Consider the following 24913-nt stretch of genomic DNA (forward strand, 5'->3'; position numbering starts at 1 on the left):
CAGCCCGGAGCAGGAGGACGGACCGCTGGTCGCGTGATCGGCGGTCCGGTTCGACCTGCTTGTCGCGGTTCCGGCGCAGTCGGCATCGCTGCCGGTAGCGGGTTCGCCACGGAGCCGGGCCCTGGGGCGTGAGGGAGAGTCCGGGTTCTACCTGCCGCGTGGCGTGGGATGGATCACTAGTCGAACCACCTGGGCTTCGGTTCCGTGTGCTAGCGCGAACGGGTCGGAGCGACCGGCCCGCAAACCTCCCCGGAGAGAAGATCCTCATGGCGCTCCGCTCCCTCGCCCGCCAGGCCGTCATCGTTGCTGCCGGCCTCGCCGCCCTCGCCGCCTGCGGCAACCCGGCGCCGCCCCCCATTCAGGCCGCCGCCCCGCCCGCAGCGGTCGCGCCGGCCCCGTCGGCCGAGCAGCAGGCGCCTGCCGACGGGTCGCAGTTCGGTCAGGTCATCGCGACCGAGGCGCCCCAGGTGGTGCGCACCCAGGGCAAGGTCGACATCTACGGTGGGGCCTCCACGACCCAGATCACGCTGTCCCCCGACCACGCCTCGAACAAGATCCAGCTGCAGGCGGTGGTCAACGCCCAGATCGGCACGTACGTCAGCGACAACGACGGCATGACGCTGTACCGCTTCGACAAGGACACGGCGAAGCCGTCGAAGTCCAACTGCCAGGGCGACTGCGCGAAGACCTGGCCGCCGCTGCTGGTCAAGTCCCCCGGGCAGATCTACAACGTCGGAGTCGACGCGTCCACGGTCGGCTACGTGGAGCGCCCCGACGGCACCTGCCAGGTGACGATCGCCGGATGGCCGGTGTACTACTTCTCGAAGGACCAGCAGCCCGGCGACATCAAGGGCCAGGGCGTCGGCGACACGTGGTTCGCGATCAACCCGAAGGGCGGCAAGACCGGCGCCGTGCAGCAGTCCTCGCAGCAGTCCGACGGGGGACCCCAGCCTGCGCCGGCCTCCGGAAACGACCAGTCGGGGAACGGGCAGGACTCCGGTGGTAGCTCCGGCTACTGACAGGTCCGGGATGGCAGCAAGCTTCTGATCAACTCCGGGTGCGCACTCACGAACTGCACTGGCGCCCGGAGTTGATGCATTCCGCCACCGTTGTCATGAGCTCATCCGGCATGACGTTGATGAACCCGGCGTGGTCGGTGATCGGGTTGCGCAACTCCTCCGGGAACGAGTCGACGGCGTACTGGGCGCCCGTCGGCACCGCGTAGGCGAGCTCGATGTGCAGCTGCGGCACGGGGAACGTCGCGCCCGGGCAGGCGCCGCCCGCGTCGGGGTAGACGAGGTGGGACTTGTGGTTCGGACTGTCGAGTGTCTTGCCGTTCCAGCAGCTCGGGAAGTCGAAGATGCGGATCACCTGCTGGCCTTCGTCGCAGAGCGGGTACTGCCGGGTGACGCGCGTGCGATCGCCGGAACAGCTCCATTGCACGTGCTCGGCGCCTGCACCGCCTTCCGTGACGGCGTGCGGGTTGCCCGTGAACGCGTCGAGGAAGCGTGGCATCGCCACGACGTTGCTCACCGGGCTCCCGCGGAACTCGATCAGCACCGACTGCGGAACCTGGATCCAGAGGTTGCCACCGTGGCCCGAGCTGTTCTGGCCGGCCGATCCCCCCGGTGCCAGCAACACCGGCCAGAAGAAGGTGGAGCGGTCGCCGTCCGCACAGGTGGTGTCGGCCGCGGCAAGGCTCGCGTCGGTGGAGAAGGCGTTCGTCGAGACGTTGCCGACGTAGTCGTGCGCGTGGTGGGCGCCACCGGTCACCCCGGGCGAGATGATGACGTTGTCGGAGTTGTGGATGCCCCGTTGGTTGCGACCGCAGTCCTCACGGAATGTGCCGGTCGAGCCGCCGCTCTCCGGTGCCGCCGCCGGTGCCGCGACCGAGACGTCCGCAATCGCCACGAAGTCGGTCGCAGCCGGCCCCGTGTGGTCACCGCGGTCGCCACAGGCGACCAGGGCTGCCCACAGGGCGACGACGACTGCGATGACCACATATCCGACCCACACAGAACGCACGGGCCGGCCCCCGAAACCGGTCACCAGATTCCTTCTCCTGCCCCCTGTGCCGGGCGATTCGCCGACACCGCGCGCGAGTCTAAGTACGGGCGGAGCGCCAGGTCGGACGACCCCGGATTTTGTTGCGAGGGTAATAAGTGGCGGTGACCACGTGGGACAGGCGCAGCGACGTCGCAGCCCGTCGCGTGTCCTCGCAGCAGGCCGGGACGCTGCGAGGTCACCACGTGCGCTGCGACGTGGCTGCGCTCACCTCGGTCCCGTCAGGTACCGGTGGCGGAGAACTTCGCGGCGAGGTCGCGATGCCAGCCCGCAGCCTGTTGTGCCTGTGCGCTGCTGGCGTTCATTCCCGGCATGCGGCTCAGGTGTTCGAGCTGCTCGGCGGAGCGCAGGTGCTGTCGGTGAGCGTGTTCGCGGCACGCCAGGCACGTGACCCGCGCCGGGAGTGGAGACGTCATCGCACGGGGCACCCGCAGCTCGCATCCTGTCGTGACGACGCTCGGGAGGTCGCTCGCGAGGCCGAACATCGATGCGATCTTGTTGCGGACCGCGGCGTCGGCGCTGAGGTTCGACTGCACGTGGATATGAGGATCGCTCTCGCTCATCCGTACCCCCCGAGTCGGCTCGTGACGCTCAACGGCCCACCCACCTGACCGTGCCCGCCGGCACACGACGCGCGCGACGCACCATCGGCACGATACGGGCAGCGGCGGAACGGGTCGGGCAAGGTGTTTCTCGTCGACTGGGCGACTTGGTCCGTTTCCATGACGATCACTGGTGCTGACTAGAGTGACCGGGCCGAGTACGACGAAGTGACCGGCGCGGCACAAACGCCGTGAGGGTGCCGAGTTCGGTCGATTTCGAGGTCAGGGGAGGGAGGCGCTTCCAGCTGCCGAGCCGGTGGCGGCCCATTCCGCTTGGATGCGCAAGCAGGTTTGTGCTCGGGTAGCCCCGTCCCGGCCATCGCCAGGAACAGGTTGCTGCTGGATGTGCCCCGCTGGTGGAGAGGACGGTGTGCACGATGAGCGACGGTTCGGCGGCGGTGTCGCCACGCAGTGGTGGTCGTCCGTGGCGGGTGCCGATGGTTGCCAGGGACACCGGTGAGCGCCACCGGGCGGCGACGCCGCTGGAGCTGTTGTTCGACCTCACGTTCGTCGTGGCGGTCGCTGCGGCCGCGGCGCAGCTCGCACACACGATCGCGGAGGATCACGCGGCGCAGGGGCTGCTCGGCTACCTGATGGTGTTCTTCGCGATCTGGTGGGCCTGGATGAACTTCACCTGGTTCGCCTCCGCCTACGACTCCGACGACACGCCGTACCGCCTGGTGACGCTGCTACAGATGGGCGGAGTGCTCGTGCTCGCCGCGGGTGTCCCCGCAGCGCTGAACGAGCAGGACTGGACCGCTGTGACGATCGGCTACGTGATCATGCGCGTGGCGATGGTGGTGCAGTGGCTGCGCGCAGCACACGACGACCCTGCCCACCGGGCGACGGCACACCGCTACGCCGCGGGCATCGCCGTGGTGCAGGTCGGATGGATCGCCCGGCTGGCGCTACCGGAGGCGGCCGGCATCGTCGGGTTCTTCGTGCTGGTCGCCGCGGAGCTGGCCGTGCCCGTCTGGGCGGAACGGCGTAACGGCATCACCTGGCATCCGGACCACATCGCCGAGCGCCACGGCCTGTTCACGCTCATCGTCCTCGGCGAGAGCGTGCTTGCGTCCTCCCGCGCGCTCGCTCCTGCCGTGGAAGCGGGTGTCGACCTCGCCACCGTGCTCGTGGGGGGTGGTGGCCTCATCTTGCTGTTCGGCTGCTGGTGGCTGTACTTCCGCACGTCAGCCGGCATAGGGCTCGCTCAGCATCGGGAGCGCGCGTTCTGGTGGAGCTACGGCCATTACGGCATCTTCGCCGCGCTCGCGGCGCTCGGTGCCGGGTTGGAGGTGGTGGCTGAGATGCTCGTCCATCCCATCGCCGGTTCTGCCGGGCTGGTGGGGTTCGCGGTCGCGGTGCCCGTATGCGTGTTCCTGTTGCTCACCTGGACGCTGCACTCGCCGCTCGATCCCGCGCTCGCCCGCAAGACCGCTTACGTTCTCGCCGCCTGCGCCGTCCTCATCGGTATCGCGGCCGCAACCACGGTGGGGCTCCCGGTGCCCTGGGCCGTCCTGGCGATGTGTGCTCCCGTCGGTGTTCTCGTCGCCCTGCGGGTCACGGCTGACCACCGCGACGCACGGATCAGCGCCTGAATGAGAGGTTCCGCGGTCGGATCGGGCCGAACAAACGGGGTGAAACGTTCAGAGAGGCAGTGGCCGCCGCAGGCGACGGATCGCTAGTGGGCCTGTTGCCGGCGCTGATGATCGGTGACGTCGATCAGTGCCGCCTTGAACATCGTGAAGGTGTCGCGGCCGATACGACGCGCATGCCGTTCCTGAATCGCCGACATGATCTTGTCGGCCGCACGTGCCTGCGCCAGTCCGCGCTCTGTGGGGCAGACCAGCTTGGCTCTGCGGTCCGCGGGATCGGGCTTGCGCTCGACGTAGCCGAGAGCCTCGAGCTCGTCGATCATGGTGCCGACGACCTGCTTGTGCTGGCCTGAGAGCCGGGCCAACTCCGTGGCGCGGACTCCGCCTTCGTCGAGGTAAGCGAGAACGGCGCCGTGGCGCGGGTGCAGGTCGTCGAAGCCTTCCTTGGCGAGAGAGGTGAAGAGCTCGTTCTGCACCGCGAAGAGCAGACGCCCGGCAAGGACTCCGAGATCAGGGTCGGTCTCGTTCCGTCTCGCTCGGGTGACCACCTGCTACTCCTAGCGCTCCGTTCAGGGGCGATCACTGCCACCCGTCGTCGCGAGTTTAGTAGGTACGTCTCTAATGGGCGGGCGAGCAGCCCAATTCCTCTGGTGGTCGTGGTCGCGAACGCGACAGCGACCGAGGCCACCACCCGTCTCGGTCCGGAAAGCGCGGCCAGTTGTCACAGAACCGCGGGTCGTCCTGTCCTAGCTGGAGCCGGTGACTCCGGAGCACCGCCCGAACAGCTGGGAGCACTCATGTCCGTCGACCACCTCTCCCATCACGTCGAGGATCCGGACGCGACGACGCCCCCGCCGTTCGATGAGCTCGGCCTCGGCGCGGTGGAGGCCCCGGAAGGTGGCGCCCGACCCGGCGACCATCCACCGACCGAGGCGCCCGAGAGCGTCACATCAGGTGGGCATCTGCCCGAAAGGCCTGATCCGGGCGCCACCCGGGCATACGCTCCGCAGGTGAGCAGCGCTCCGTCGCACCACCACGGAAGCCGCGTGGCCGCTCGCGACCATTGCCTCAGCCTGGTACGTGCCGTGGACCGGCCCACCGGGGCGGCCCGCTACGGGCGCATGTTCCCGGGCCTGGAGCCATTGGGCACCGACCCGCAGCTGCTGATGCGCGCGGGCAGCGACGGCGGGATCTGCGACGCCGCCGCGGTCCTGGACCAGCTGAGCCCCGACGGGGACGACGCCACCGAGGCAGCCGGGTGGCCGTTCTTCGGCCAGCTGATCGCCCATGACATCACCGCCGACCGTTCTCCCATCACGGGTGGCGTCGGTCCCGAGGAACTGCGCAACGCCCGCTCTCCGAAGCTGAACCTGGAGATCGTCTACTCGGACGGTCCGATCGGCTCGCCCTACCTGTTCGATCACGGCGACCCGGCGAAGTTCCTGCTCGGGCCGGACGGCGGCGACGTGCCGCGCAACCAGCAGGGCGTGGCTCTGATCGGCGACCCCCGCAACGACGTGCATCTGTTCTCATTGAGCCTGCACGTCGCCCTTCTGCACGCGCACAATCGGATCGTCGACTGGCTGCGGGAGAACGGGGTGCCCGAGGCCGACGTCTTCGACAGGGCGCGGATCACCCTCACCTGGCATTACCAGTGGATCGTGGTCCACGACTTCCTGCCTCGGCTCGTCGGGGCGGGCCTGGTGGAGCAGGTGCTTGCCGAGGGTTGCCGGTGGTTCGCGCCGCCGTCCCTGGAGGCGTACATCCCGCTGGAGTTCGCCGACGCGGCCTTCCGCTACGGCCACGGCCAGATCCGGCACACCTACCGCCTCGTCGACGACGGTCCCGCGTTGCCGCTCTTTCCCGACCTGGTCGGGTTCGGTCCGCTGCCCGCCGACCGGCGCCTGGATCTCACGCAGGTCTTCGATGTGCCCGGCCGCCCGCCCGCGCAGCGCGCCAAACGCATCGACGGCCGGCTCGCAGCCAGCCTCATCGGACTGCCCGAGCAGGTCACAGGCGAGGTCGACGCCGCGGCCTACCGCTCACTGGCGGTACGGGACCTGCTGCGTGGCGAGACCACCGGGCTGCCCAGCGGCGAGACGGTCGCCCGGCTCCTCGGCGTGACTCCGCTGACCGACGACGAGCTGGGGCAGGCCTGGCCGCACGGCACTCCACTGTGGTTCTACATCCTCAAGGAGGCTGAGCACCGCGGCGCCGGCGATCGGCTCGGCCCGGTCGGCGGACGGATCGTGGCGGAGGTCCTGATCGGATTGTTGCGGGCCGACCCGGCGAGCTACCTGAGCCTGGAACCGGACTGGGAGCCGGCCCTGCCCGTCACCGGATCGGGCTTCGGCATGGCAGACCTGCTCACCTTCGGCATCCACCGCGACCAGCCGGCCCACCAGGCGTGACCGCAGGCCGAAGCGTCATCACCCGGTAGGCGTCACGACCGGAGGCACCGAGGGGCAACCCGTCCGGATGCTGTCCATGATCGGCTTGGCTGCCTGCTCGACACCGCTGACCGAGGCGGTCAGTGCGCCGAGTTTGGCCGACAGGCTGTTCTGGTCACTGAGCCCGGCGGTCGTGACCTGCAGCGTCTCGATCGCCTGGTTCAGGTTGTCCACCTGCGGGCCGAACTGTTCCTTGGCCTCGCTGGCAAGGTTGCGCCCGGCGGACCCGAGGTTCTGCAGAGCCGCCTTGACACCTTCCGTTCCGACCTTGGTGGCGTCGAGTTCCACGATGGCGTTGGCGGCGGACTGGAACTGCGCCGCTGCTGCACACAGCGTCGCGGAGTACGTCGCGGGGGGAGGAGCAGCCGTAGCCGGGGTGGTGGCCGGCGGCGCCGCCGGGGGCGGGGCGGCGCCGGGAGCGCACCCCGCAACTGCGATGCACGCGAGCACAGCCGCCATGGCCCAGCGGGCGAGCCCGCTCGGTCCTGGCCTGCGGGTGTTGTCGGCGTGGTACATGGCGCCTCCCGGGATCGGCCGGACGGTTCGGCGTCGGCGTCGCGGCTCGTCGATGGGGACCTTCCCCGTCGGGATGCTCTACCGCTGCGACCGCCCGGGACCCGCCCACCAAGGGTGAAAGCGGGTCCTACGGGGGGCTTCACCGCCGAAAGTGCCGGACTCGATGGCGCCTCGTCCCGGACAGGGGCTCGGGCCGACTACCGCGTCCCGGCACGTGGAGCGGCCACGGTGACCCAACGGGTCTCGGTGAAGAACTCTGCGCCCCAGTCGCTGCCGAAATGGCCGAAACCGCTGTCCTTGACCCCGCCGACCGGAGCCTGTGGCTCGTCGGCGATGGTGTGCGAGTTGATGTGGACCGAGCCGTGGCGCAGCCGCCGCGCCACCATCAGCCCGCGTGTGCCGTTCTCGGTGTAGACGGCGCTGGACAGTCCGTACTCGGTGTCGTTGGCCAGCGTGATCGCCTCCTCCTCGGAGTCGACGGTGTAGATCACAGCCACCGGGCCGAAGATCTCCTCGGAGTGGATCCGCATGTCCGGCGTGACGCCGGTCAGGACCGTCGGCGGGTGGAACGCCCCGTCGACAGGGCCCGCATCGAACAGGATCTGCGCACCCTTGACCACGGCATCGGAGACGAGCTCCGCGACGCGGGCAGCCGCTCGCGCGTGGATCATCGGCCCGATGATGGCGTCGGGCGAATCCGGGCCGTTCTTGGCGAGAGCGGCGACGTGCTCGAGGAACTTCTCGGTGAACCGCGCCGCGATGGATCGGTCGACGATGATCCGGTCCACCGACAGGCAGATCTGGCCGGAGTTCATGAACCGGGCGAAGGCAGACTGCTCGGCAGCCTGGTCCACGTCGGCGTCGTCGAGTACGAGGATCGGGTTCTTGCCGCCGAGTTCGAGAAGGACGGGAGTGATGTGCTCGCCGGCGAGCCGCCCGACGATCTTTCCGACCGCTGTCGATCCGGTGAAGTTGCATCGACGCACACGGGGGTGAGCGATCAGCGCCTCGATGACCTCCGGCGCGTCCGCTCGATCGTTGGTGACCACGTTGACGACCCCGTCAGGCAGTCCGGCGGCCGTCAGTACCTCGGCAAGAAACAGCCCGCTGGTGACCGGGGCGTCCTCACTCGGCCGGATGACCATGGTGTTGCCGACGGCCAACGGCACCGCGATCGCCCGGGCACAGAGGATCAGCGGCCCGTTCCACGGAACGATCGACACGACCACACCGGCAGGCTCGCGGACCGCGATCGACCACTCGCCGCTCACGTCGGTGGCGAGGAGTTCGCCGGTCTGCCTGGTCGCCATCGTGGCGCCCTGGCGGAGCTGTTCCGCGGCCATCCGGATGTTGAACTTCGCCCACACGCGGGTGCCGGCGGTCTCCTGAACAAGGATCTCGGCGAATTCTTCCTCGCGCTGCTCCAGCAGGTCGGCCGCCCGGGTCAGCAGAGTGCGGCGGACCGACGGCGCGGTGGCGGCCCAGCCGGGGAATGCGACGTCGGCCGCTTCGATGGCCGCCAACGCGTCGGATGCGTCCGCGGCAGGCACCGTCAGATAGACATCACCGGTCACCGGATTGATGTCGTCGGTGGTGCGGGCGGAAGCGGCCGGCATCTCCATGCCGCCGATCAGCATGCCGCGCCTGCCCGAATTGATGTCGACCGACATTACGCAACTCCTTGGAAAGCGATGACCCTGCGGCCGTTCAAGCCCCCGGAGGCCATTGCCTCCAGAGTCTGGGGAGCTTCCTTGAGTGGGATGGGGATGACGTCGGGCACGATTCCTCGGGCCGCGGAGAAGGCGAGGGTGTCGCGCAGGTCATGCGGCGAGCCCGAGGGGTTGGCAACGACACGTAGCCGATTGAGAATCATCGGCTGGGTCGGCAGAACCAACGGGTCGTTGTCATATCCGCACAGGACGAGCGTGCCGTCCGGGGCGAGGCCGCCGAACACCGCTGCGGCCGCCGCGGTGGTCGGAGCCGCATTGAGGATCAGGTTCGCACCACCGTCCCAGGCTTTGAGTTCGGCGGCCGGATCGTTTTCGGTGGTCACTATGAACCGTTCCGCGCCGAGTGCCCGCGCGTTCTCCTCCGCACGTCGTGACGAGCCCACGACAGCGACGCGTGCCCCCATGGCCACGGCGTACTGGATCGCCAGTGTGCCGATCCCGCCGGCGCCGATGACCGCAACGCGGGACCCCGCGCGGATCCCACCCTGCCGCAGCCCGTTGAACGCGGTGATGCCCGCACACATCAGCGGAGCTGCCGCAACGGGGTCCAGCCCGTCCGGCAACGGAGTGAGGAACCCCGCCTTGAAGACACCGTATTCGGCGTATCCGCCGTCGGTCACGATGCCGGTGATCCGCTTGGCCGGGCAGAGGATCTGCTCGGCTCGGACGCAGTAGTCGCAATGCCCGCACGAGCCGTACAGGAACTGTGCCCCGACGGCTGTGCCCACCGTCGGCCACGTGACGGCCGACCCGACGGCCTCCACGACGCCGGTGACCTCGTGACCAGGAACTACGGGGAAGCGAGCGAACGGGTAGTGGCCTCGTGTCAGGTTGAGGTCGGTGAAGCACACCCCGCACGCGGTCATGCGGACGAGCACCTCACCGAGGCCGGGCGTGGGCACGTCACGTTCCACGAAGGACAGCGGTTCGTTGGCCCCGGTCGCAATTACCGCGTACATCAGTTCTCCTTTGCGATCGAGGCAAGTCGCCGGTGTATCCCCGACCACCACGCCGATCGTTCCGGCAACGCACGAATCACCGCTTGTGCGGTCGATCGCGCAAGCAGAAACGACGCTCTACATCCAGAGTGCAGCGCCATTCGCATCGCTAGCCGGAGCTGGATGCGACGAGTTGCTAGTAGCGTTGAGACTAGGCTGCATTCTCGATGAACGGAAGGTTTACCGGCGAAGTGTGCCTATTGCTGCGAGTACCCTCGCTCGCGCTCATAGCGAATAGCCGGTCATGCAACTGCGATCGGATAAATGGCTCAGGTCGTCCGTATCGGTGCGACGACCCCGAAGTCGACGATCGTCAGGTTCGCCCGGTCCCGTGCGGCGGAAGACGATAGACCGACACGTGGGATGGAGACTCGGCCGTGAACTCCGACCCGGCCCAATCGGCGTGGCGCGATTGCAGCTCGAAACCGGCGAGCTGGGCCATGAGGTCGAGCTCGGCGGGCCAGATGTAGCGGTGCGGGGTGCGGAACAGCTCCGCTTGCCGTCCGTCGGAGAACCGGAAGTGGTGCGACACGACGTGCTGGTTCAGGACATCGTAGGTGTCGAGTCCTATGTAGCCGGGTTCGCTATGGCCGACCGTGGCCTGCCGACCTGGGGGGAGCGCTCGCAGCTCGGGAACCCACAGCTCGATCACGAACCGGCCACCGGGCGTCAGGTGGCGGGCCGCGTTGCGGAAGCAGGCCACCTGTTCGGCTTGCGTGAGCAGGTTCGCGATCGTGTTGAACACGAGGTAGACCAATGTGTACGAGCCGGGGGCGACTGCCGTGGCCATGTCGCCGACGACCACCGGAATCGTCGCCTCGTCCACCTTCGTTCGCAGCCGGTCGATCATCGGGCGGGATAGCTCGATGCCGGTGACGGGCACTCCTCGTTCGGCGAGCGGCACGGCCACGCGGCCGGTTCCGATCGCGAACTCCAGCGCCCGCCCACCAGCGGAGAGCTCGGCGAGCCGGTCCACGGTCGGCCCCACGACGTCGGCAGCGAACATCCCGGTGCCCGGCGTGTCGTAACGCTGAGCGGTCTCGACGTCCCAGATGTCCTCCTGTCGCACGGCGCCCACGATGACGACGGGGACAGCGATCGTCCACGGATTTTCCGGCCGTCCCCAGCGTTCGCTGCGTGCGCCGCTATCGACGGGGTGGGCCGAGGATCTGCACTCCGTAGCGCGCGGCTATTCGGCCGAGCACGGACGGATCCTGCTGCTCATCTCCGGGCAACTGCGCGATCTCGTCGAACATCTGCTCGAACCCCGCCGGCGCGATCAAGACCAGCAGCTTGAGGTCGCCGCCCGGTTGTCCCGCAAAAGTGTGCGGGACTCCGCGGGGTCCGAGAACGAAGCTGCCAGCCTCGGCCTCGAACTCCGCATCGCCGACCCAGACCCGCGCGCGGCCCTCCAGCACGTAGAACGCCTCGTCCTCGTGATCGTGCGTGTGCAGCGGCGGACCATCGCCGGTGACCTGCACCTCGACCAGCGCCCACGCGCCGCCCGTGTCGGCGCCAACGGCCTTGTTGATGCGAACGTTGCCAATCGCATCAACGCGACGACCCTCGCCTGGCTTCAGGGCGATCATTCCGGGTGCGAAGGACATTTCTGCGCCTCCCGCCGTCGGGGAAGCCATGGTCCCAGCGGCTGCGCATTGACGCTCGCCCCATGGCAAGCGTGGACCACCACGGGACCGCGATGACCCCGCGCCGGCGCGCCACATGCGTTGCCGTGACCACCCGCACGACCTGGGCAATCACCTCGCCCGAGCAAGCTCCGATGAGTTTGTCCGCTCTGTCCGGTCTTGACGACGACCGCAGTTCACGAACCACACCGATGGAGCAGACCGATGACGAGCTCGACGTCCACCGCCACCACCAACCGCAGTCGCGCCGGGAACATCGCACTCTGGACGTTGCAGGTCGTCCTGGCCGCCGTCTACGCCTTCTCGGCGTTCGGCAAGCTCACCGCCGAGGCGCAGAACGTCGCGGGCTTCGAGGCCATGGGGCTCGGGATGCCCGGGATGTACATCATCGGCGCGCTGGAGCTGGCCGGTGCGATCGCGATGTTCATCCCACGCCTCACCGGGCTGGCCGCCCTGTGCTTCGTCCTGCTGATGATCGGTGCGGTGACGATCACCTTGGCGATCGGCGGCGGGATCCTGGCCGTGCTACCCGCAGTTGTCCTGGTGCTCGCCGCGATCGTCGCCTACGGCCGGCGCGACAGCACGGAGGCGCTGGCGGCCCGGTTCCGCCGCTGACCCCCACCACCTCTGCGTGAACAGCGCTGTGTGGACGTCCGAGCGGGGCAGCGGCCGGTCAGCGGACCCAGGCCACCGGGACGTCGCCCGTCTTGCGTGCGACGAAGGCGATGTAGTCCAGCGGCTTGCCGTGCACCGACAGTCGATGCCGGTAGTGCTTGACGGCCAGGGGCACGATCGTCTTCTCGGCGAGCATGCGTTGGATCAGCCGGCTGAAGCCGCTCGGGTCGTTGTCGCGGAGGAAGTCGTCCTTGATGGTGAATGCCAGCAGGCCGGGTGTCTCGATGAGGTTGAAGGCGCCGACGAAGGCTGCGGGTGGGATGTCGCCGAACCCGAGGGCGGCCACCGTGGTCATCGTGTTGAGGTCGGCGTGGACGAGGACATCGTGTTGTTCGAGTGTGAGATCGGTGAGGTCGGCGACGAGGTAGTCGTCGTAGACGTTCGGGCGGTCGCGTCGGGTAGCGGCGGCGGCTTCTTCGAGGATGTCGACGCCGTGCACGGTCTCGACGCCGAGTGTGCGGATCTCTTCGCCGACCATGCCGTTGCCTGCGCCGACGTCGAGCACGCGCAGGTTCTCGGGGTTCATCGCGTGGTCGGCCAGTGCTGTGGCGAGCAGGTCGCGGACCAGGCGGGGGGAGACGCATTCGAGCATGTCGTAGAAGAGGCGCTCATACATTCCGGGGATGTCGTAGATGCGGTGGTAGTCGTGGAACCGGATGCGATCGCGCCGTCCGTCGACCAGTACTTCGCACCACTCCTCGTCCTGGTCGAGGAGCAGGTCACCGTCGAGCTCGGGAAGAAATACCTCGAAATCTGCCGATGACGTGACTCCTGAAAGCGTCAGCTTGTTCGAGTTAATGATGGTCATTGCCCCTCCGTACGACCTCGTCCAGGCCAACGGAAGCGCGAATCGCCACGCGTCACGCGTCGCACCTCCGCCTTCTGGCTGTAATGACGATACAACGGGGTTCGTGACGCGCATGGAAATCTATACGGAAATCGACATAGACGCGCACGGGCGACAGTGATCGCGCTCACGAAAAGCTTGGCCCGCTCTCTGTTCGCCCCTAGGATCCGACAAATTCCCCGATATGCGCTCTCAGATGTCAGCCTGCAGTCGGACGAGCTGAGGGTTCGGAATAATGCGTGGAGCGGGCCGCGCAGCGTCTGCCCCGGCGGGCAGGTCGTACATGGCGCGTGTGCGCTGGGAGAGCGGGTTCATCCTGGTACTGCAACCACCTGGTACCAGGATGCGGGCGGTGCTTATCTGGGGCGATGAACTCCGCCGTCGAAGAACGTGTCCGCCGTGGTGAGCTCGGCGCGTTCCTGCGCAGCCGGCGCGCCCGTATCACGCCCGCACAGGTCGGCCTGCCCGTCGGCGGCCGCCGTCGCACGCCCGGCCTGCGCCGGGAGGAGGTGGCGCAGCTCGCCGGCGTCGGGGTCACCTGGTACACGTGGCTCGAGCAGGGGCGCGACATCAACGCTTCCGAGCAGGTCCTCGCGGCGATCTCACGGACCCTGCGCCTGGATCCGCACGAGCACGCGCACCTCTTCACACTGGCGGGCGCGCCGGAGCCGCCGCCGGACAGCGTGTGCAACGCCATCACACCATCGATGCGGATGATGACGGCGAAGCTCGACCCGTACCCCGTCGTGGTCCGCAACGCACGCTGCGACCTGCTCGGATGCAACCGCGGCTACACCTGGCTCATGGGTGATGTCGATGCGATCCCGTTCGAGGACCGCAACGTCCTCGTGCAGTGCCTGCTCAACCCGGCCTGGCGCGCGCGAACGCTCGACTGGGAGAGCCACGTGCCGCGGGTCGTCGCGGGATTCCGCGCGGCAATGGCAGAGCACGTGGCCGAACCATCGTGGAAATCGCTGGTCAAACGGCTCAGCGCGGAGTCGCCACTCTTCGAGCGACTGTGGACCCGGCACGACGTCACCGGCGAGCCGGTCTGGGAGAAGCGCTACCAGCACCCCGAAGCGGGCCTGCTCACGTTCACGGTCGCGCACCTCTACGCCGGCAGCCGTTCGGAGGTCACCGTGTCCACCTATACGCCGGCCGACGGGGAAACCGCGGCCAAGCTGCCCCGCACGTTCGGCTGACCCCGGCGGCCTCAGGCCGGCCCGCCACCGTTCTGCCGGGGGTCCGGAAGTTTGCGCGCGAGCACGGCAACGGCCACTCGCAAGACGGCGAGCACCTCGAACGTCAGGGCGAACGCGCCTTCGAAATCCAGCGGTCCACCGCTGCTCAGCGCGGCGAACAGGCCGCCGAATACCGCGACACCCAGTGCCATCGACGTTTGCTGCGTCGTGGTCAGCACGCCGCTGCCTGCGCCCGCGAGGTCGGTGGGAACGCGGGAGAGCACGACGCGGAACAGGGTGGTCTGCGCCAGCCCGTTGCCGAGGCCGATGACCATCATCGCCGGGACCAGCTCCCATATTGCTACGTTGGGCCAGGTCAAAAGGCCAGTGCCGGCCAGCGCAGCGAAACCGAGTGCGCCGATCGCGCTGCCGGCGACCACCACTTTCTGGCCGTAACGGGCAACCAGGCGGCTACTGATCAGCGACATCGAGAAATACGCCACGGCATTCGGTGCGAGCGCCAGGCCCGAGTCGAAAGGGCCGAAGTGCAGGCCGTCCTGCAGGGCGACGACATAAACGAACATGAACGCGCCGAACCCGCAGAAGAACGGGATCGCGACTGCCAGTCCGTGGCGCACACTCGCCGTGCGCAGCAGCGCAGGCGGCAGCAATGGCATCCTGCTCCGGGCCTCCAGCCGGGTCTCGACGCGGAAGAACCCGTACGCGGCAAACGGGAAGGCGACCAGCAACACGAGCGTCCACCACGGCCAGCCGAGACTGCCGCCTTCCGTGAGCGGGATCAGGAGCGACAGCAGAGACACGGCGAGTAGCGCGGTGCCCCAGCGGTCGACGCCGGCCGGGTTCGTCGCACGGCTCTCGGGCACGGTGCGCCGGGCCAGGAGCAGACCGATGAGCCCGATGGGCACGTTGACCAGGAAGATCGGTCGCCAGCCGGTGCCCCAGAGGTCGGCGGCCACGAGCGAACCGCCGAACAGCTGGCCGACCAGCGAGGACATGCCGCTGGTCGCGCCGTAGAAGCCGAGAGCGCGGGAGCGGTGTTCGCCCGTGGTGCCGGCCTGGATGATCGAGAGCACCTGCGGCATCACCAGCGCTGCAGCTGCACCCTGCGCGGCGCGGGCGAGCACCAGCGTCACCCCGTTCGGCGCGATCCCGCAGACCAGCGACGTGAGCGTGAACAGTGCGAGGCCGAGCAGGAACAGGCGGCGGCGCCCGAAGGCGTCGCCGAGCCGCCCACCGAGGACGAGCAGCACGGCGAACGCGACCCCATAGGCCGCCACGACCAGTTCCAAGGTCGCCGTGGACGCGTGCAGGTCCGTTTGGATCGTCGGTAATCCGACGTTGACGATGAAGAAGTCGATGACGGGCAATGCCGCACCCAGCAGCACCGTGATCATGCCGGCGGTGGTCAGCGTCGGCTGGGTGGTAATACCCGTCGCCGACTCCGGTGCGGTTTCGTTCGAGGTCATGACGCCACATTCGGCGGCATGGGACTCCGGCACCAAGTACGTATTCATCCTGGCATCGGAACTGCCTGGCGCAGCGGTGCTGGAATGCATTTCTTGCGCCACAGAGGTCGTCTCGTAGCGGCTTGGACTGAATAGACCTCGCGGGCGCCACCTGCGTCCGCCGCGCGAAATCCGCGTGACCGGGCCAGAAGGCGGTGTGAGGGTGCAGATCATGACCACTCAGGTACGCACGTCCGCCGGGACGGTCCGAGGAAGCTGGGAAGACGGGGTAGCCGTGTACCGCGGCGTGCCCTTCGCCGCGCCCCCCGTCGGGCGGAACCGATTCGCCGCCCCCCGCCTCGTCGTCCCGTGGGACGGGGTGCGTGATGCCACTCGGTTCGGCCCGCCCCCGCCGCAGCCGGGCCGGCCGACGGAGGGAGTGGACTGGCTGAGCCTCGCGGTCTGGACGCCCGATCCGGGTCGGACCGGCCTTCCGGTCCTGGTGTGGATCAGCGGTGGCACGTACCTGAACTGCGACACCGCTAACCCGCACCTCGCGGGCGCGGAGCCGGCTCGAGACGGCGCGGTCGTGGTGAGCGCCCACTACAGAACGGGGGCCGAGGGCTTCGCCCGGCTCGACGGCGCGCCGGACAACCGCGGTCTGCTCGATCAGGTAGCCGCACTCCGGTGGGTACAGGACAACATCGCCGCCTTCGGCGGTGACCCGGGCAACGTCACCGTCTTCGGGCAGTCCGCAGGAGCGGGCTCGATCGCTGCGCTGCTGGTGATGCCCGAGGCGGTCGGCCTGTTCCGTCGCGCGATCCTGCAGAGCCTCCCGGGCACCTTCTTCGCTCCCGATCTCGCTGCGGACGTCGCGACGGAGGTCAGCGCCGAACTCGGCTGCTCGCCCCGGGTCGGGGACCTGGTTGCCGTCGCACCCGATGATCTCGTCGTGGCGGCCCGCTCCGTGACCGACCGTCTTCCGCAGCGCGTGGGCCGGTGGGGTTCGGTGGCGTACACGCCTACGCCGTTCTCCCCGGTGGTGGATGGTGAGGTCCTGCCGGCGTCTCCGTGGGCCGCGCTCGCCGATGGCGCGGCGCGTGATGTCGATCTGCTTGTCGGGCACACCCGTGACGAGTTCAGCTTGCTCGCCGCCCGCCTCGGCGAGGCGCCCGTCGACGACGCCGAGGTGGACACGCTGCTGAACGTGCTGACACCGACGCCGGGCGTGCAGCGGTACCGAGCGGCTTACCCGTTCGTCCCTCCGATCGAGCTGCGCGATACGGCCATGTCGGACTGGCTGTGGCGGATGCCGGCCCTCCACCTCGCCGAGGCTGCCCACGCCGGTGGAGCTCGGGTGTGGCTCTACGAGCTCTGCTGGGGGTTCAACTCCCTCGGCGCCTCGCACAGCCTCGACACCCTGCTCGTCTTCGGCACCGCCGAAATCGAGACGGGGCTCACGGAAGCAGGCTCGGACGCCGTGGCGCAGGCCCGTGGCTTGTCGAAACTGATGCGGGCCGAGCACCTGTCGTTCGCCGCCACCGGCGATCCCGGCTGGGCCCGCTACACACCCCACGAGCGAGACGCGCGCGTGTATGACGCTCGGTCCAGCGTCGCTCGGTACCCGGAGGAGCGGTCCCGCAGCATCTGGCGCGATCGACGGTTCGGCGCCCTCGGCCTGACGATGTGACTTCGCGTGTCCGACCTGCACGACGCGCTGGACCCGGCGGTGCTCATCCTGCGTCTGGCTGCGCGTCGGCACTGCCGTTGGGCGGTTAGCCGAGCATGTGTCGCCGTCGGCAGTAGTAGACCTCGGCTGCCGCGGGAACATGACCGGCCGGGAAAAGGGCGTCGGCCTGCGTCCGGTAGCCGCGGATGAGCCGTTCCTTGGCTCCGATCCCGTCGTCCCACGTCCACGGCATGAGATCGCGCCTGGTGAGGAAGGCCTGGTCCGCCTGTGCGACCTGGTTGTAGGGGAAGTCCGAGTAGTAGATGGTGCGCTCACCGGCCACGTCGCCGACGGCGCGGGTGATCAGGTGATCGACGTGCCTGCCGACGCCGACCGGGCAGAACACCAGTTCGGAAGCGGTCTGGGAGATCAGCTCGGCCACTCGCGCACGCAGCTGCCGGATGAGCGTGCGGTCGCCGCGGGACACCCGTCCCTTCGCGATGTCGAAGCGGAAGGTCGGGTAGCGGTGCACCAGCTCGGGCACGCGTGCCCCCAACCGCTCCACAGACTCGGGCACCGACCGCCTCCGGTACAGAGCGTCGGTCTCGCCGAGGTGGACGGGGTCGGCGCCGATCTCACGGATGACGTCGCGGTCCTCCGCTCTGCGGTCCTCGAACAGCGTGGCGGCGTCGGAGGCCGCGCATTGGCGCATGAACGACCACGCCGCGAGTGTGTGCGGGGCCGGACCGGCCGCGGTGAACATCGTGGCGACGGTGATGGGGCGGCGTGGCGCGAACTCGGCGATCAACGCCCCGCACGACAGGACGGCGTCGTCGAGGTGCGGGGAGAGAAACAGCCATGCGGAGTCGATGGACGACGACGCGGCGAGATGAGGAGGAAGCGGCACGGTCGATCCTCGGTCCTCAGTGGACGGGCGCCGCGTCGAGCGCGGCTCGGTACACGTCCGCCTGCCGGCAGGCGAGGACATCCCAGTCGTATCCCGCGGCGAACGCCCGCCCGGTGCGGCCTGCCGCGGCGAGCTGGTCGTCGTCGGCGTGGGCCTCGACGATCCGGTCCGCGAGCGCCTCCACGTCGAACGGTGGTATCCGCCAGCCGGCGCCGAGTGGCACCACTTCCTGCAGGCAGGGGATGTCGAAGGCGATCACGGGCGTGCCCGAGGCCAACGCCTCGAGCGCCACGAGGCCGAAGGTCTCGTGGCGGGACGGCACCACGGCGAACCGGGCCGACGCCAGCAGCCGGAACTTCTCCGCTCCGCACACCCATCCGGTGAACGTGACCCGGTCGGACAGGCCGAGTTCCGCGACCCGTGCCCGGACCCGTGTCTCGTCGGGGCCGCCGCCGGCCACGATCAGCCGACCCTCGACGTGGGCGCAGGCCTTCGACCAGGCGTCCAGGAGGAGGTCGAGGCCCTTGCCGACGAGCTCGAGGCGGCCGAGGAACAGGATGTCGCTACCGATGCGCTGCGTGGTCGCGAAGGCCTGCGGGTCGACCCCGTTGCCGATGACGTCGACGCGCAGCCGTGGGTTCATCGCCAGCAGTCGCTCGGCCGTGCCGTGCGAGACCGCGATGAGGTGGTGGTGCCTGCGGACCCCGGCCCGCTCCACGACGTGGAACGGCAGTCCGTACTGGCGTGCCTTCTCACGCGCGTGCAGCCACTGGACGATCCCGATGGTCGGCCGCCCGGTCCACAATGGCGCAGCCATCGTCGAGAAGGGCGCGAAGAAGTCCTCGACCACCAGATCCACGTCCGGGTACCGGCGGGCGGCCGCCGGGAGCCCGGTGATGTAGCCGGCGAGCCGGCTGAGCCGGTTCGCTCCCCGCCCGGCGCCGACGGGCACGTAATGCACACCGTCCTGCACCCGCTCCACGGCGTCCGGGTAGCCGGTGGTCAGCACGGTGACGTCGTGCCCGGCGGCGACGAGCCGCCGGTTGATCTCGTGCGTCCTGACCGAGCCACCGCCCGCTCCGGGCATGCGGGGATCCTCGAATCCCAAGTGCAGGATGCGCATCGTCGTGTCAGTTGCCATTGCGGTAGCTCCCGATCGTCGTGGCGTAGGTGGTGATGTCGACCTCGCCGGGGCCGCTGAACAAGTCGTCTTCGAAGGCCCAGAAGAAGGCCGTTAGCCCGCATTCGGCGGCGTAGCGGGGAGCGTGCTGCATCTGCGCGGCGAGTCCTTCGGAGTCGTCGTCGCCTCCGGTACCGGGGGCGTCCGGCGAGCCCGGGTTCTCCCCGACGACGCCCAGGCCCGCGTGCCTGGCGTTCGCGACCGTCCACCGGAACGCGGACCAGTCCGCCACGCCCGGCGCGTGCCGCGGGTCCTCGCGCGCGTCCTCGGGCCGGCAGGTGTCCTGCGGCGGGCTCAACCGGCGCGCCTGCACAGCTGTCGCGTCGCCGATGCCCGTCACGTCCGCGAAGATCGCCCCGCCGCCCAGGTCCGCGGCGAGCGCACCCAGCCGGTCGAGCTGGTCGGGGTAGAACAGGCCACGCTCGAGGCTGCCGTCCCGGTCGGCCGTGCCGTCCAGGCGCGTGCCGACGGCCTGGAAAAGATCCGCAGGCAGCACGCCCCGGCCCGCGAGGGGGATGTGGATCTCTCCGTCGAAGCCGTGCCTGCGCAGGAGCTCGATCTGCCAGACGATCGCCTCGGCGGCCGACTCGGTGTACCACCCGAACCAGCCGGCCACGTCCTCGGCGGTGACGTCCCTTCCGTCGCGTGTCCGGTCGCCGGGGCGCCAACCCGGAAGAGGTGTCGGCTCGACACCCTCGGCGAGGCCCGCGCCGCCCTGCGCGGCGTCGTCGAAGGCCCAAAAAGAGTTGTCGGAGTCGCTCCCGTAGACGCGGCCGGGGAAACCGAGCTCGCCCGCCTCTCCGGTGCCGACCCGGATCGCCGTGATCTCGCCGAACGGGACGGTGGCGCCGAGCCGCTCGACGTAGTGGTCGACGGCACTGCGCACCTCGGCGCTGAAGATCACGTTCGGCACGCTCCCGGTCCGGTCGATCCCGTACTGGTTGCGGTACCTGCCGCCCGGCAGGGCACCAACCCATGCCGGCGCGTATTGCAGGCCTAGACCGAGGACGACACCGACGCCGGCGTCCCGGCAGCGTTCGACCGCGCTCGTCAGGGCGTGGACGTAGCCGGGGTCGATCTGTCCGGGGGTGGGCTCGAACCGGTCCCACCGCACGTCCACGACGGCGAGGTCCACGTCGGCCGCAGCGAGCTGTGAGACCCGCTCCTCGGCACAGCCGGACCCGAGCACGCCGAAGCGCATCCCGTCGGCCTGCCGGGCCGCCCCGATCGAGAACGCCACAGCGGCCGTCGCCAGCAGCAGCGCCAGGATCGAGGAGAGCGGCCGCCTGAGCAGCAGGGCAAGGAGGTTCACCGGCGCCTACCGTTCCGTCTCGTAGGTGCGTGACGGCTCGCCGACGTCCTGCAGGGCGCCTTGCTCGATGGCCTGCGGGGTCACGTGCCAGATGACGGTGCTTCCGTTCGTTGGCCCGTCGGCGCGGAAGACCGGCTGCGCGTTCGCGGTGAGCCAGTCGAGCATCTCGGGCTGGGCGTAGCCGTAGCCCTGCTCGGTGGGGTGGCTCTGGGTCAGGATGTACTCGGCCCCGTTCGCTTCCATGAGCGGTGCCGACGGCCACACGCCGAAGCGTGGGTCGGAGGCGAAGGCGAACTCACCGGTGCTGTTGGTGACGCTGACCCTGGCGTCCGCCGGGAGGTTCGCCTCCACCCACAGGCGTGCCTGTTCGAAGCCGTCGTCCACAGTGGTCTCCGCGCGCACACCCAGCAGGACGACGAGCCCGGTGAACAGCGCGCCCACCGTCGCGACCGCCGGCACACGCGCCGGCCTGCGCTCCAGGTACTCGGCCGCGACCACGGCGAGCGCGACGACACCGGCGATCATCACCGGGTAGCCGTACTGCTCCTCGAACGTGCCGAACGCGGCGCTGTAGAGACCGAACCCGCCGATGCACAGCGCCGCCAGTCCGACCAGCCGTCGCTCCGGGCGTGTGCTCCAGCAGGCGAGCAGCCCGGCGACCGGGCATGCCAGCAGCAGCAGGTAGCTGGACCCGAACTGCCCGACCTGGTCGATCAGCCTCTCGACGAGGCTGGGCGAACCGGGCGCGTTGAACCCCGTGTCCTGCACCGCCCCGGACGCGCGGGCGACGCCGCCCAACTTCTGGGTCCACCAGTCGGCCCAGTGCCCGCTTGCCAGCACCGCGGCCAGGTACAGCGCATACGGGAGCGCTGCCGCTCCGAGGATGACCCCGGCCGTCCGGCGGTCCAGGGTGTGGCGCCACAGCGCGGCGAGCAGCACCGGGGCGATCGTGTACAGCGCGATCACGTCCTTGGTGAGGACGGCGAAGCCGAGCAGCAGGCCTGCTGCTAGGAGCGCCGGTGGTCGCGGCCGGCCCCGGCCCCGGGTGAGTTCGACGACCAGGACGAGCATTCCGGCCAGGGCCAGGGCCGTGGCAGAGGTTTCGAGGAAGACGCGGCTGTTGTTGCGTAGGACGAATGGTTCGAAGGTGAGAACGGCCGCGGCGGTCCAGGCGAATGCCGGCCCGGTGGTCTGGCGTACGAGCAGGAACGCCAGCGCGACGGACACCGCCCCCAGGACGACGGTGAGCCAGCGCAGCTGGAACACCAGACTCATGCTGTCGCCGGTGAGGTCGAAGAGCTGGATCACGATCCCTTCGAGGAGGAACGCGCCGGGTGGGTGGAGGAAGAACGGCCCGTCCGGGAGGTTCGGGAGCTGGCCGAGGCTGACCGAGCGGCCGAGCTCGGCGTAGAGCATCTCGTCGACCCAGAGCTCGAAGCTGCGGGTCACCCCGACCGCGCGTACCCCGAAGGCGGCGAGCACCACGACGAGCGGAGCCAGCACGGCGAGGACACGATGCCGGGTCCACGCTCTCCTCAGGATCTCCCGGTGGTCCGGCTCTGCAGCAGCGCGCGCCGGTTCGGCCGCGGGCGCGGGGTCCGGTTCGGCGTCGGCAGCAGCCGCGGCGGCGACGTACACCTCCTGCCGGCGGGCGGCGACGAGGTCGCAGAACCGGTCCGAGGCGAGCTTCCGGGCCCGGCCGGCCCACGCCGTGATGCGCTTCTCGGCCGTGTAGACGTCGGTGAGGGCGGTCGCGAGCGCAGCGACGTCGCGCCGGTGGACCAGCACCCCGCAAGTGGGCCCGACGATCGGGCGCAGCACCGGATCGTCGAAGGCCACGACGGGCGTTCCGGTCGCGAGCGCCTCCAGCGCGAGCGCGACGCGGTTGCCGGACGCGATTCCCGGCACGACGACGCGAGCCGCTGCGAGGCGTTCGAGCCGGAGCAGCCCGGTTGTGGGGGCCAGCGCGCGCACCCGGTGGGCGATCCCCAGCTGCGTGGTCACTGTGGTGGCCGCCTCGACGAGGTCACGATTTCCCGTGCACAGGACGAGGTCGCCGTCGACCCGGGGGGCGACCTTCGCCCACGCCGCCAGCACGAGGTTCGTCTCCCACCGGTTGCCGTCCCCGGCGAGGTACAGGACGTGGCAGCCGAGCCGCGGGCGGGTGTGCAGCGCTGCCCGGTGTTCGCGGTCGTCCGGATCCGGCATCGCGCGGTGACGGGCCGAAGCCGGGAGCTGGTCGAGCTGGTCCGGCCGGGCCACGACCCGAGTGTGTCGGCGGGCGGCCAGCCGGACGGCGAGGGAGGCGTGCGGGGCCTCCTCCCGCGGTGTCACGCCGACCGTGGGGCGGCCGCGGACGAGGAGGGTGGCGAGCGAGCCGAGGGTCTCGAGGTCAGTGACGACGAGGTCGGGGTCGTACCGGCGGACGGCGGCCGGGACGGCCGTCAGGAAGCCGAGGGCGCGGGTGAACGGGCGGCTGCCTCCCCCGGCGTACAGGTACTGCACGCCGTCGCGGACGCGAGCGCTGCGGCCGGGCGCCCGTGGCGCGAGCACGGTGACGGAGTGGGACTTCGCGATACGCCGGTTGAGCGGGTGGCCGGCCGGCGGCCCTCCGATGTTGTGCGCGGTCGCCAGATGGAGGATGCGCAGCCCGGGACTGCCCGTGGCCCGATCGACCGGCGGCGCGGCAGGCGCCGGGACGGCCGACCGATCGCGGCGCTGCCCGGACAGCAACGTCACCCAGCCCGCGACGGCTGCCATCACCAGCCACACCGCCGGGGACGGGCGGGCGAGGAGCAGCGCGGCCGTCAGGACCGCGCAGCCTGTGGCGCCGATGACGGTGGCGCGGCCGATGCCCGGCGGCAGGTAGGGCGCGGCGATGGCGGTGAGCACGGCCGCTGCCGCGAGTGCGCCTACGGCCGAGCCGATCGCGAGGCCGTACGTCCCGCCCAGGTGCCAGCCTGCGGCGAACCCGGCGGCCATGAGCAGCGTTGCGGCGAGGAGCGCGAGTTGGCTGCGTCGGTAGGCCCGTAGCGCGAGGAGCACCGTGGTCAGCACGGTGATCGCCGCGTAGCCGATGCCGGCCGCGGCGAGCCAGGGCAGCAGCTCGAGCGAGTCGGCGTATCGCGCGGGCAGGACGAGTAGCACGAGCTCGGCGGGCACGGTGGCCAGCACGCACGCCGCGAGCAGCGCGAGCCTGCCGAAGGAGCGCAGGGCGGCGTCGAGGATCTCGTCCACGCGCGCACCGACGGAGCGGAGTAGTGGGAAGACCACCAGCACGGTGCCCGCGGCAACGTAGACGGGCCCCTTCGCGAGCGTCGAGAGGGCCTGGTAGCCCGCGTCGGTCGTCGACCCGTCGCCGACGAACGCCAGGAGCACGACGTCGGCGCCGACCAGCGCGGACACCACGAACTGGGTGAGTGCGATGTCGCCGGTCTCTGCCCACCGGGCCTGTTCGCGGAGCACGCCGGGGCGCCAGGCGATGTCGCGCGCGAGCGCACCCGGCCCGGACAGCAGTACCAGTGCGCCCACGACGAACCCGAGAAGCGCACCCGGGGTGCCCCACGCGACAGCGATCGCGAGCACGCTGAACATCAGCCGTACTGTGACCTCGAGGATCGACACGACGGCGTAGCGCACGAAGCGGAGCTCGCCCTGCAGCCAGCCCAGTGCGGGTGCCACGGCGAACAGCACCAGCGCAGCCAGCGCGGCGGCGATCGCGACCGTCGCCGGTGCGAACGCGGCGGTGATGCCGCCGGTCACCACCGCTGCAGCTGCTCCGGTGATCAGCGAGACCAGTACGGCGAAGGCCATCCCGTCCCGGCGCTCGTCGGAGCGGCGGGCGAAGCGGCGAACCACGTTGGCGAGCGGGAGCGGGACGAGTGCGTTCGCCACGATGCCGACGATCCCGATCAGCATCACCGCCGCCGAGTACCGGCTGTAGTCCGCGGGCGGGAGCAGATGGGCCATCAGCAGGCTGCAGGCGTAGCTGAGGACGCCGACGACGCCCGCGGAGACCGCCAGCAGCGTGCTGTGCTGCGCGACGTTGCCCACGCCAACGCCCAGGCCCGCGTCCCGC

Annotated in this window: 20 protein-coding genes; 6 read left to right on the plus strand and 14 right to left on the minus strand. The window is 69.8% G+C overall.

Features of this window, described 5'->3' with window-relative positions; translation table 11 throughout:
* Nucleotides 1–266: 266 nt before the first annotated feature.
* Nucleotides 267–1019 carry a hypothetical protein gene (locus ACQPZQ_RS03790; protein WP_433292083.1) on the plus strand — a complete coding sequence of 251 codons (753 nt, stop codon included), beginning with the start codon at nt 267–269 and terminating at the stop codon, nt 1017–1019.
* A gap of 46 nt (nt 1020–1065) precedes the next feature.
* Here ACQPZQ_RS03790 and ACQPZQ_RS03795 read toward each other — a convergent pair whose 3' ends face one another.
* Together ACQPZQ_RS03795 and ACQPZQ_RS03800 are read right to left on the minus strand one after the other, a co-directional pair.
* The gene (locus tag ACQPZQ_RS03795) at nt 1066–2049 is read right to left on the minus strand and encodes a DUF1996 domain-containing protein (protein WP_433292085.1); all 984 of its coding nucleotides are present in this window, start codon (nt 2047–2049) and stop codon (nt 1066–1068) included.
* Between the two features lie 236 nt (nt 2050–2285).
* Complete coding sequence (locus ACQPZQ_RS03800; RefSeq protein WP_433292087.1) at nt 2286–2627, minus strand: hypothetical protein; 342 nt, start codon at nt 2625–2627, stop codon at nt 2286–2288.
* Nucleotides 2628–3043: 416 nt separating this feature from the next.
* On the opposite strand from ACQPZQ_RS03800, the gene ACQPZQ_RS03805 reads away from it, so the two are divergent.
* Nucleotides 3044–4261: a low temperature requirement protein A gene (locus ACQPZQ_RS03805; protein WP_433292089.1), complete on the plus strand. Its 1218-nt coding sequence runs from the start codon at nt 3044–3046 to the stop codon at nt 4259–4261.
* An 83-nt stretch (nt 4262–4344) separates the two neighbouring features.
* Here ACQPZQ_RS03805 and ACQPZQ_RS03810 read toward each other — a convergent pair whose 3' ends face one another.
* The gene (locus ACQPZQ_RS03810; protein ID WP_433292091.1) at nt 4345–4806 is read right to left on the minus strand and encodes a MarR family winged helix-turn-helix transcriptional regulator; all 462 of its coding nucleotides are present in this window, start codon (nt 4804–4806) and stop codon (nt 4345–4347) included.
* Between the two features lie 249 nt (nt 4807–5055).
* Here ACQPZQ_RS03810 and ACQPZQ_RS03815 point away from each other — a divergent pair, with 249 nt between their 5' ends.
* Nucleotides 5056–6669: a peroxidase family protein gene (locus ACQPZQ_RS03815; protein ID WP_433292093.1), complete on the plus strand. Its 1614-nt coding sequence runs from the start codon at nt 5056–5058 to the stop codon at nt 6667–6669.
* Between the two features lie 18 nt (nt 6670–6687).
* Here ACQPZQ_RS03815 and ACQPZQ_RS03820 read toward each other — a convergent pair whose 3' ends face one another.
* The 5 genes from ACQPZQ_RS03820 to ACQPZQ_RS03840 form a co-directional block, all read right to left on the minus strand.
* The gene (locus tag ACQPZQ_RS03820; protein WP_433292095.1) at nt 6688–7224 is read right to left on the minus strand and encodes a hypothetical protein; all 537 of its coding nucleotides are present in this window, start codon (nt 7222–7224) and stop codon (nt 6688–6690) included.
* A 197-nt stretch (nt 7225–7421) separates the two neighbouring features.
* Nucleotides 7422–8894, minus strand: coding sequence for an aldehyde dehydrogenase family protein (locus ACQPZQ_RS03825; RefSeq protein ID WP_433292097.1), 1473 nt, complete (start codon nt 8892–8894; stop codon nt 7422–7424).
* Nucleotides 8894–9913 carry an alcohol dehydrogenase catalytic domain-containing protein gene (locus tag ACQPZQ_RS03830; RefSeq protein WP_433292099.1) on the minus strand — a complete coding sequence of 340 codons (1020 nt, stop codon included), beginning with the start codon at nt 9911–9913 and terminating at the stop codon, nt 8894–8896. Before ACQPZQ_RS03830 ends, ACQPZQ_RS03825 begins: the two co-directional genes overlap by 1 nt.
* Before the next feature lie 352 nt (nt 9914–10265).
* Nucleotides 10266–10958, minus strand: coding sequence for a class I SAM-dependent methyltransferase (locus ACQPZQ_RS03835; RefSeq protein WP_433298990.1), 693 nt, complete (start codon nt 10956–10958; stop codon nt 10266–10268).
* Nucleotides 10959–11097: 139 nt separating this feature from the next.
* Nucleotides 11098–11559 carry a cupin domain-containing protein gene (locus ACQPZQ_RS03840; protein WP_433292101.1) on the minus strand — a complete coding sequence of 154 codons (462 nt, stop codon included), beginning with the start codon at nt 11557–11559 and terminating at the stop codon, nt 11098–11100.
* A gap of 243 nt (nt 11560–11802) precedes the next feature.
* On the opposite strand from ACQPZQ_RS03840, the gene ACQPZQ_RS03845 reads away from it, so the two are divergent.
* Nucleotides 11803–12213: a DoxX family protein gene (locus tag ACQPZQ_RS03845; protein ID WP_433292103.1), complete on the plus strand. Its 411-nt coding sequence runs from the start codon at nt 11803–11805 to the stop codon at nt 12211–12213.
* A 58-nt stretch (nt 12214–12271) separates the two neighbouring features.
* Here the strand turns inward: ACQPZQ_RS03845 and ACQPZQ_RS03850 are convergent, their stop codons facing one another.
* Nucleotides 12272–13081, minus strand: coding sequence for a class I SAM-dependent DNA methyltransferase (locus ACQPZQ_RS03850; RefSeq protein ID WP_433292105.1), 810 nt, complete (start codon nt 13079–13081; stop codon nt 12272–12274).
* A 407-nt stretch (nt 13082–13488) separates the two neighbouring features.
* On the opposite strand from ACQPZQ_RS03850, the gene ACQPZQ_RS03855 reads away from it, so the two are divergent.
* On the plus strand, nt 13489–14322 hold the full coding sequence (locus ACQPZQ_RS03855; protein ID WP_433292107.1) for a helix-turn-helix transcriptional regulator: 834 nt from the start codon (nt 13489–13491) through the stop codon (nt 14320–14322).
* An 11-nt stretch (nt 14323–14333) separates the two neighbouring features.
* Here the strand turns inward: ACQPZQ_RS03855 and ACQPZQ_RS03860 are convergent, their stop codons facing one another.
* On the minus strand, nt 14334–15788 hold the full coding sequence (locus ACQPZQ_RS03860; RefSeq protein ID WP_433292109.1) for an MFS transporter: 1455 nt from the start codon (nt 15786–15788) through the stop codon (nt 14334–14336).
* Nucleotides 15789–15999: 211 nt separating this feature from the next.
* Between ACQPZQ_RS03860 and ACQPZQ_RS03865 the strand changes: the two genes are divergently transcribed.
* Nucleotides 16000–17457, plus strand: a complete 1458-nt coding sequence (locus tag ACQPZQ_RS03865; RefSeq protein ID WP_433292111.1) for a carboxylesterase/lipase family protein — start codon at nt 16000–16002, stop codon at nt 17455–17457.
* An 85-nt stretch (nt 17458–17542) separates the two neighbouring features.
* Here ACQPZQ_RS03865 and ACQPZQ_RS03870 read toward each other — a convergent pair whose 3' ends face one another.
* The 4 genes from ACQPZQ_RS03870 to ACQPZQ_RS03885 are packed head-to-tail and all read right to left on the minus strand — an operon-like array spanning nt 17543 to nt 24888.
* Nucleotides 17543–18343: a PIG-L deacetylase family protein gene (locus tag ACQPZQ_RS03870; protein ID WP_433292113.1), complete on the minus strand. Its 801-nt coding sequence runs from the start codon at nt 18341–18343 to the stop codon at nt 17543–17545.
* A gap of 16 nt (nt 18344–18359) precedes the next feature.
* Complete coding sequence (locus ACQPZQ_RS03875; protein ID WP_433292115.1) at nt 18360–19484, minus strand: glycosyltransferase family 4 protein; 1125 nt, start codon at nt 19482–19484, stop codon at nt 18360–18362.
* On the minus strand, nt 19474–20835 hold the full coding sequence (locus ACQPZQ_RS03880; RefSeq protein WP_433292117.1) for a hypothetical protein: 1362 nt from the start codon (nt 20833–20835) through the stop codon (nt 19474–19476). The genes ACQPZQ_RS03875 and ACQPZQ_RS03880 overlap by 11 nt, the downstream gene beginning before the upstream one ends.
* A gap of 6 nt (nt 20836–20841) precedes the next feature.
* Complete coding sequence (locus tag ACQPZQ_RS03885) at nt 20842–24888, minus strand: glycosyltransferase family 39 protein (RefSeq protein ID WP_433292119.1); 4047 nt, start codon at nt 24886–24888, stop codon at nt 20842–20844.
* Nucleotides 24889–24913: the final 25 nt, after the last annotated feature.

Origin of the sequence: Pseudonocardia sp. CA-142604 (genome assembly GCF_050948475.1) — a bacterium.
Classification (GTDB): domain Bacteria; phylum Actinomycetota; class Actinomycetes; order Mycobacteriales; family Pseudonocardiaceae; genus Pseudonocardia; species Pseudonocardia alaniniphila.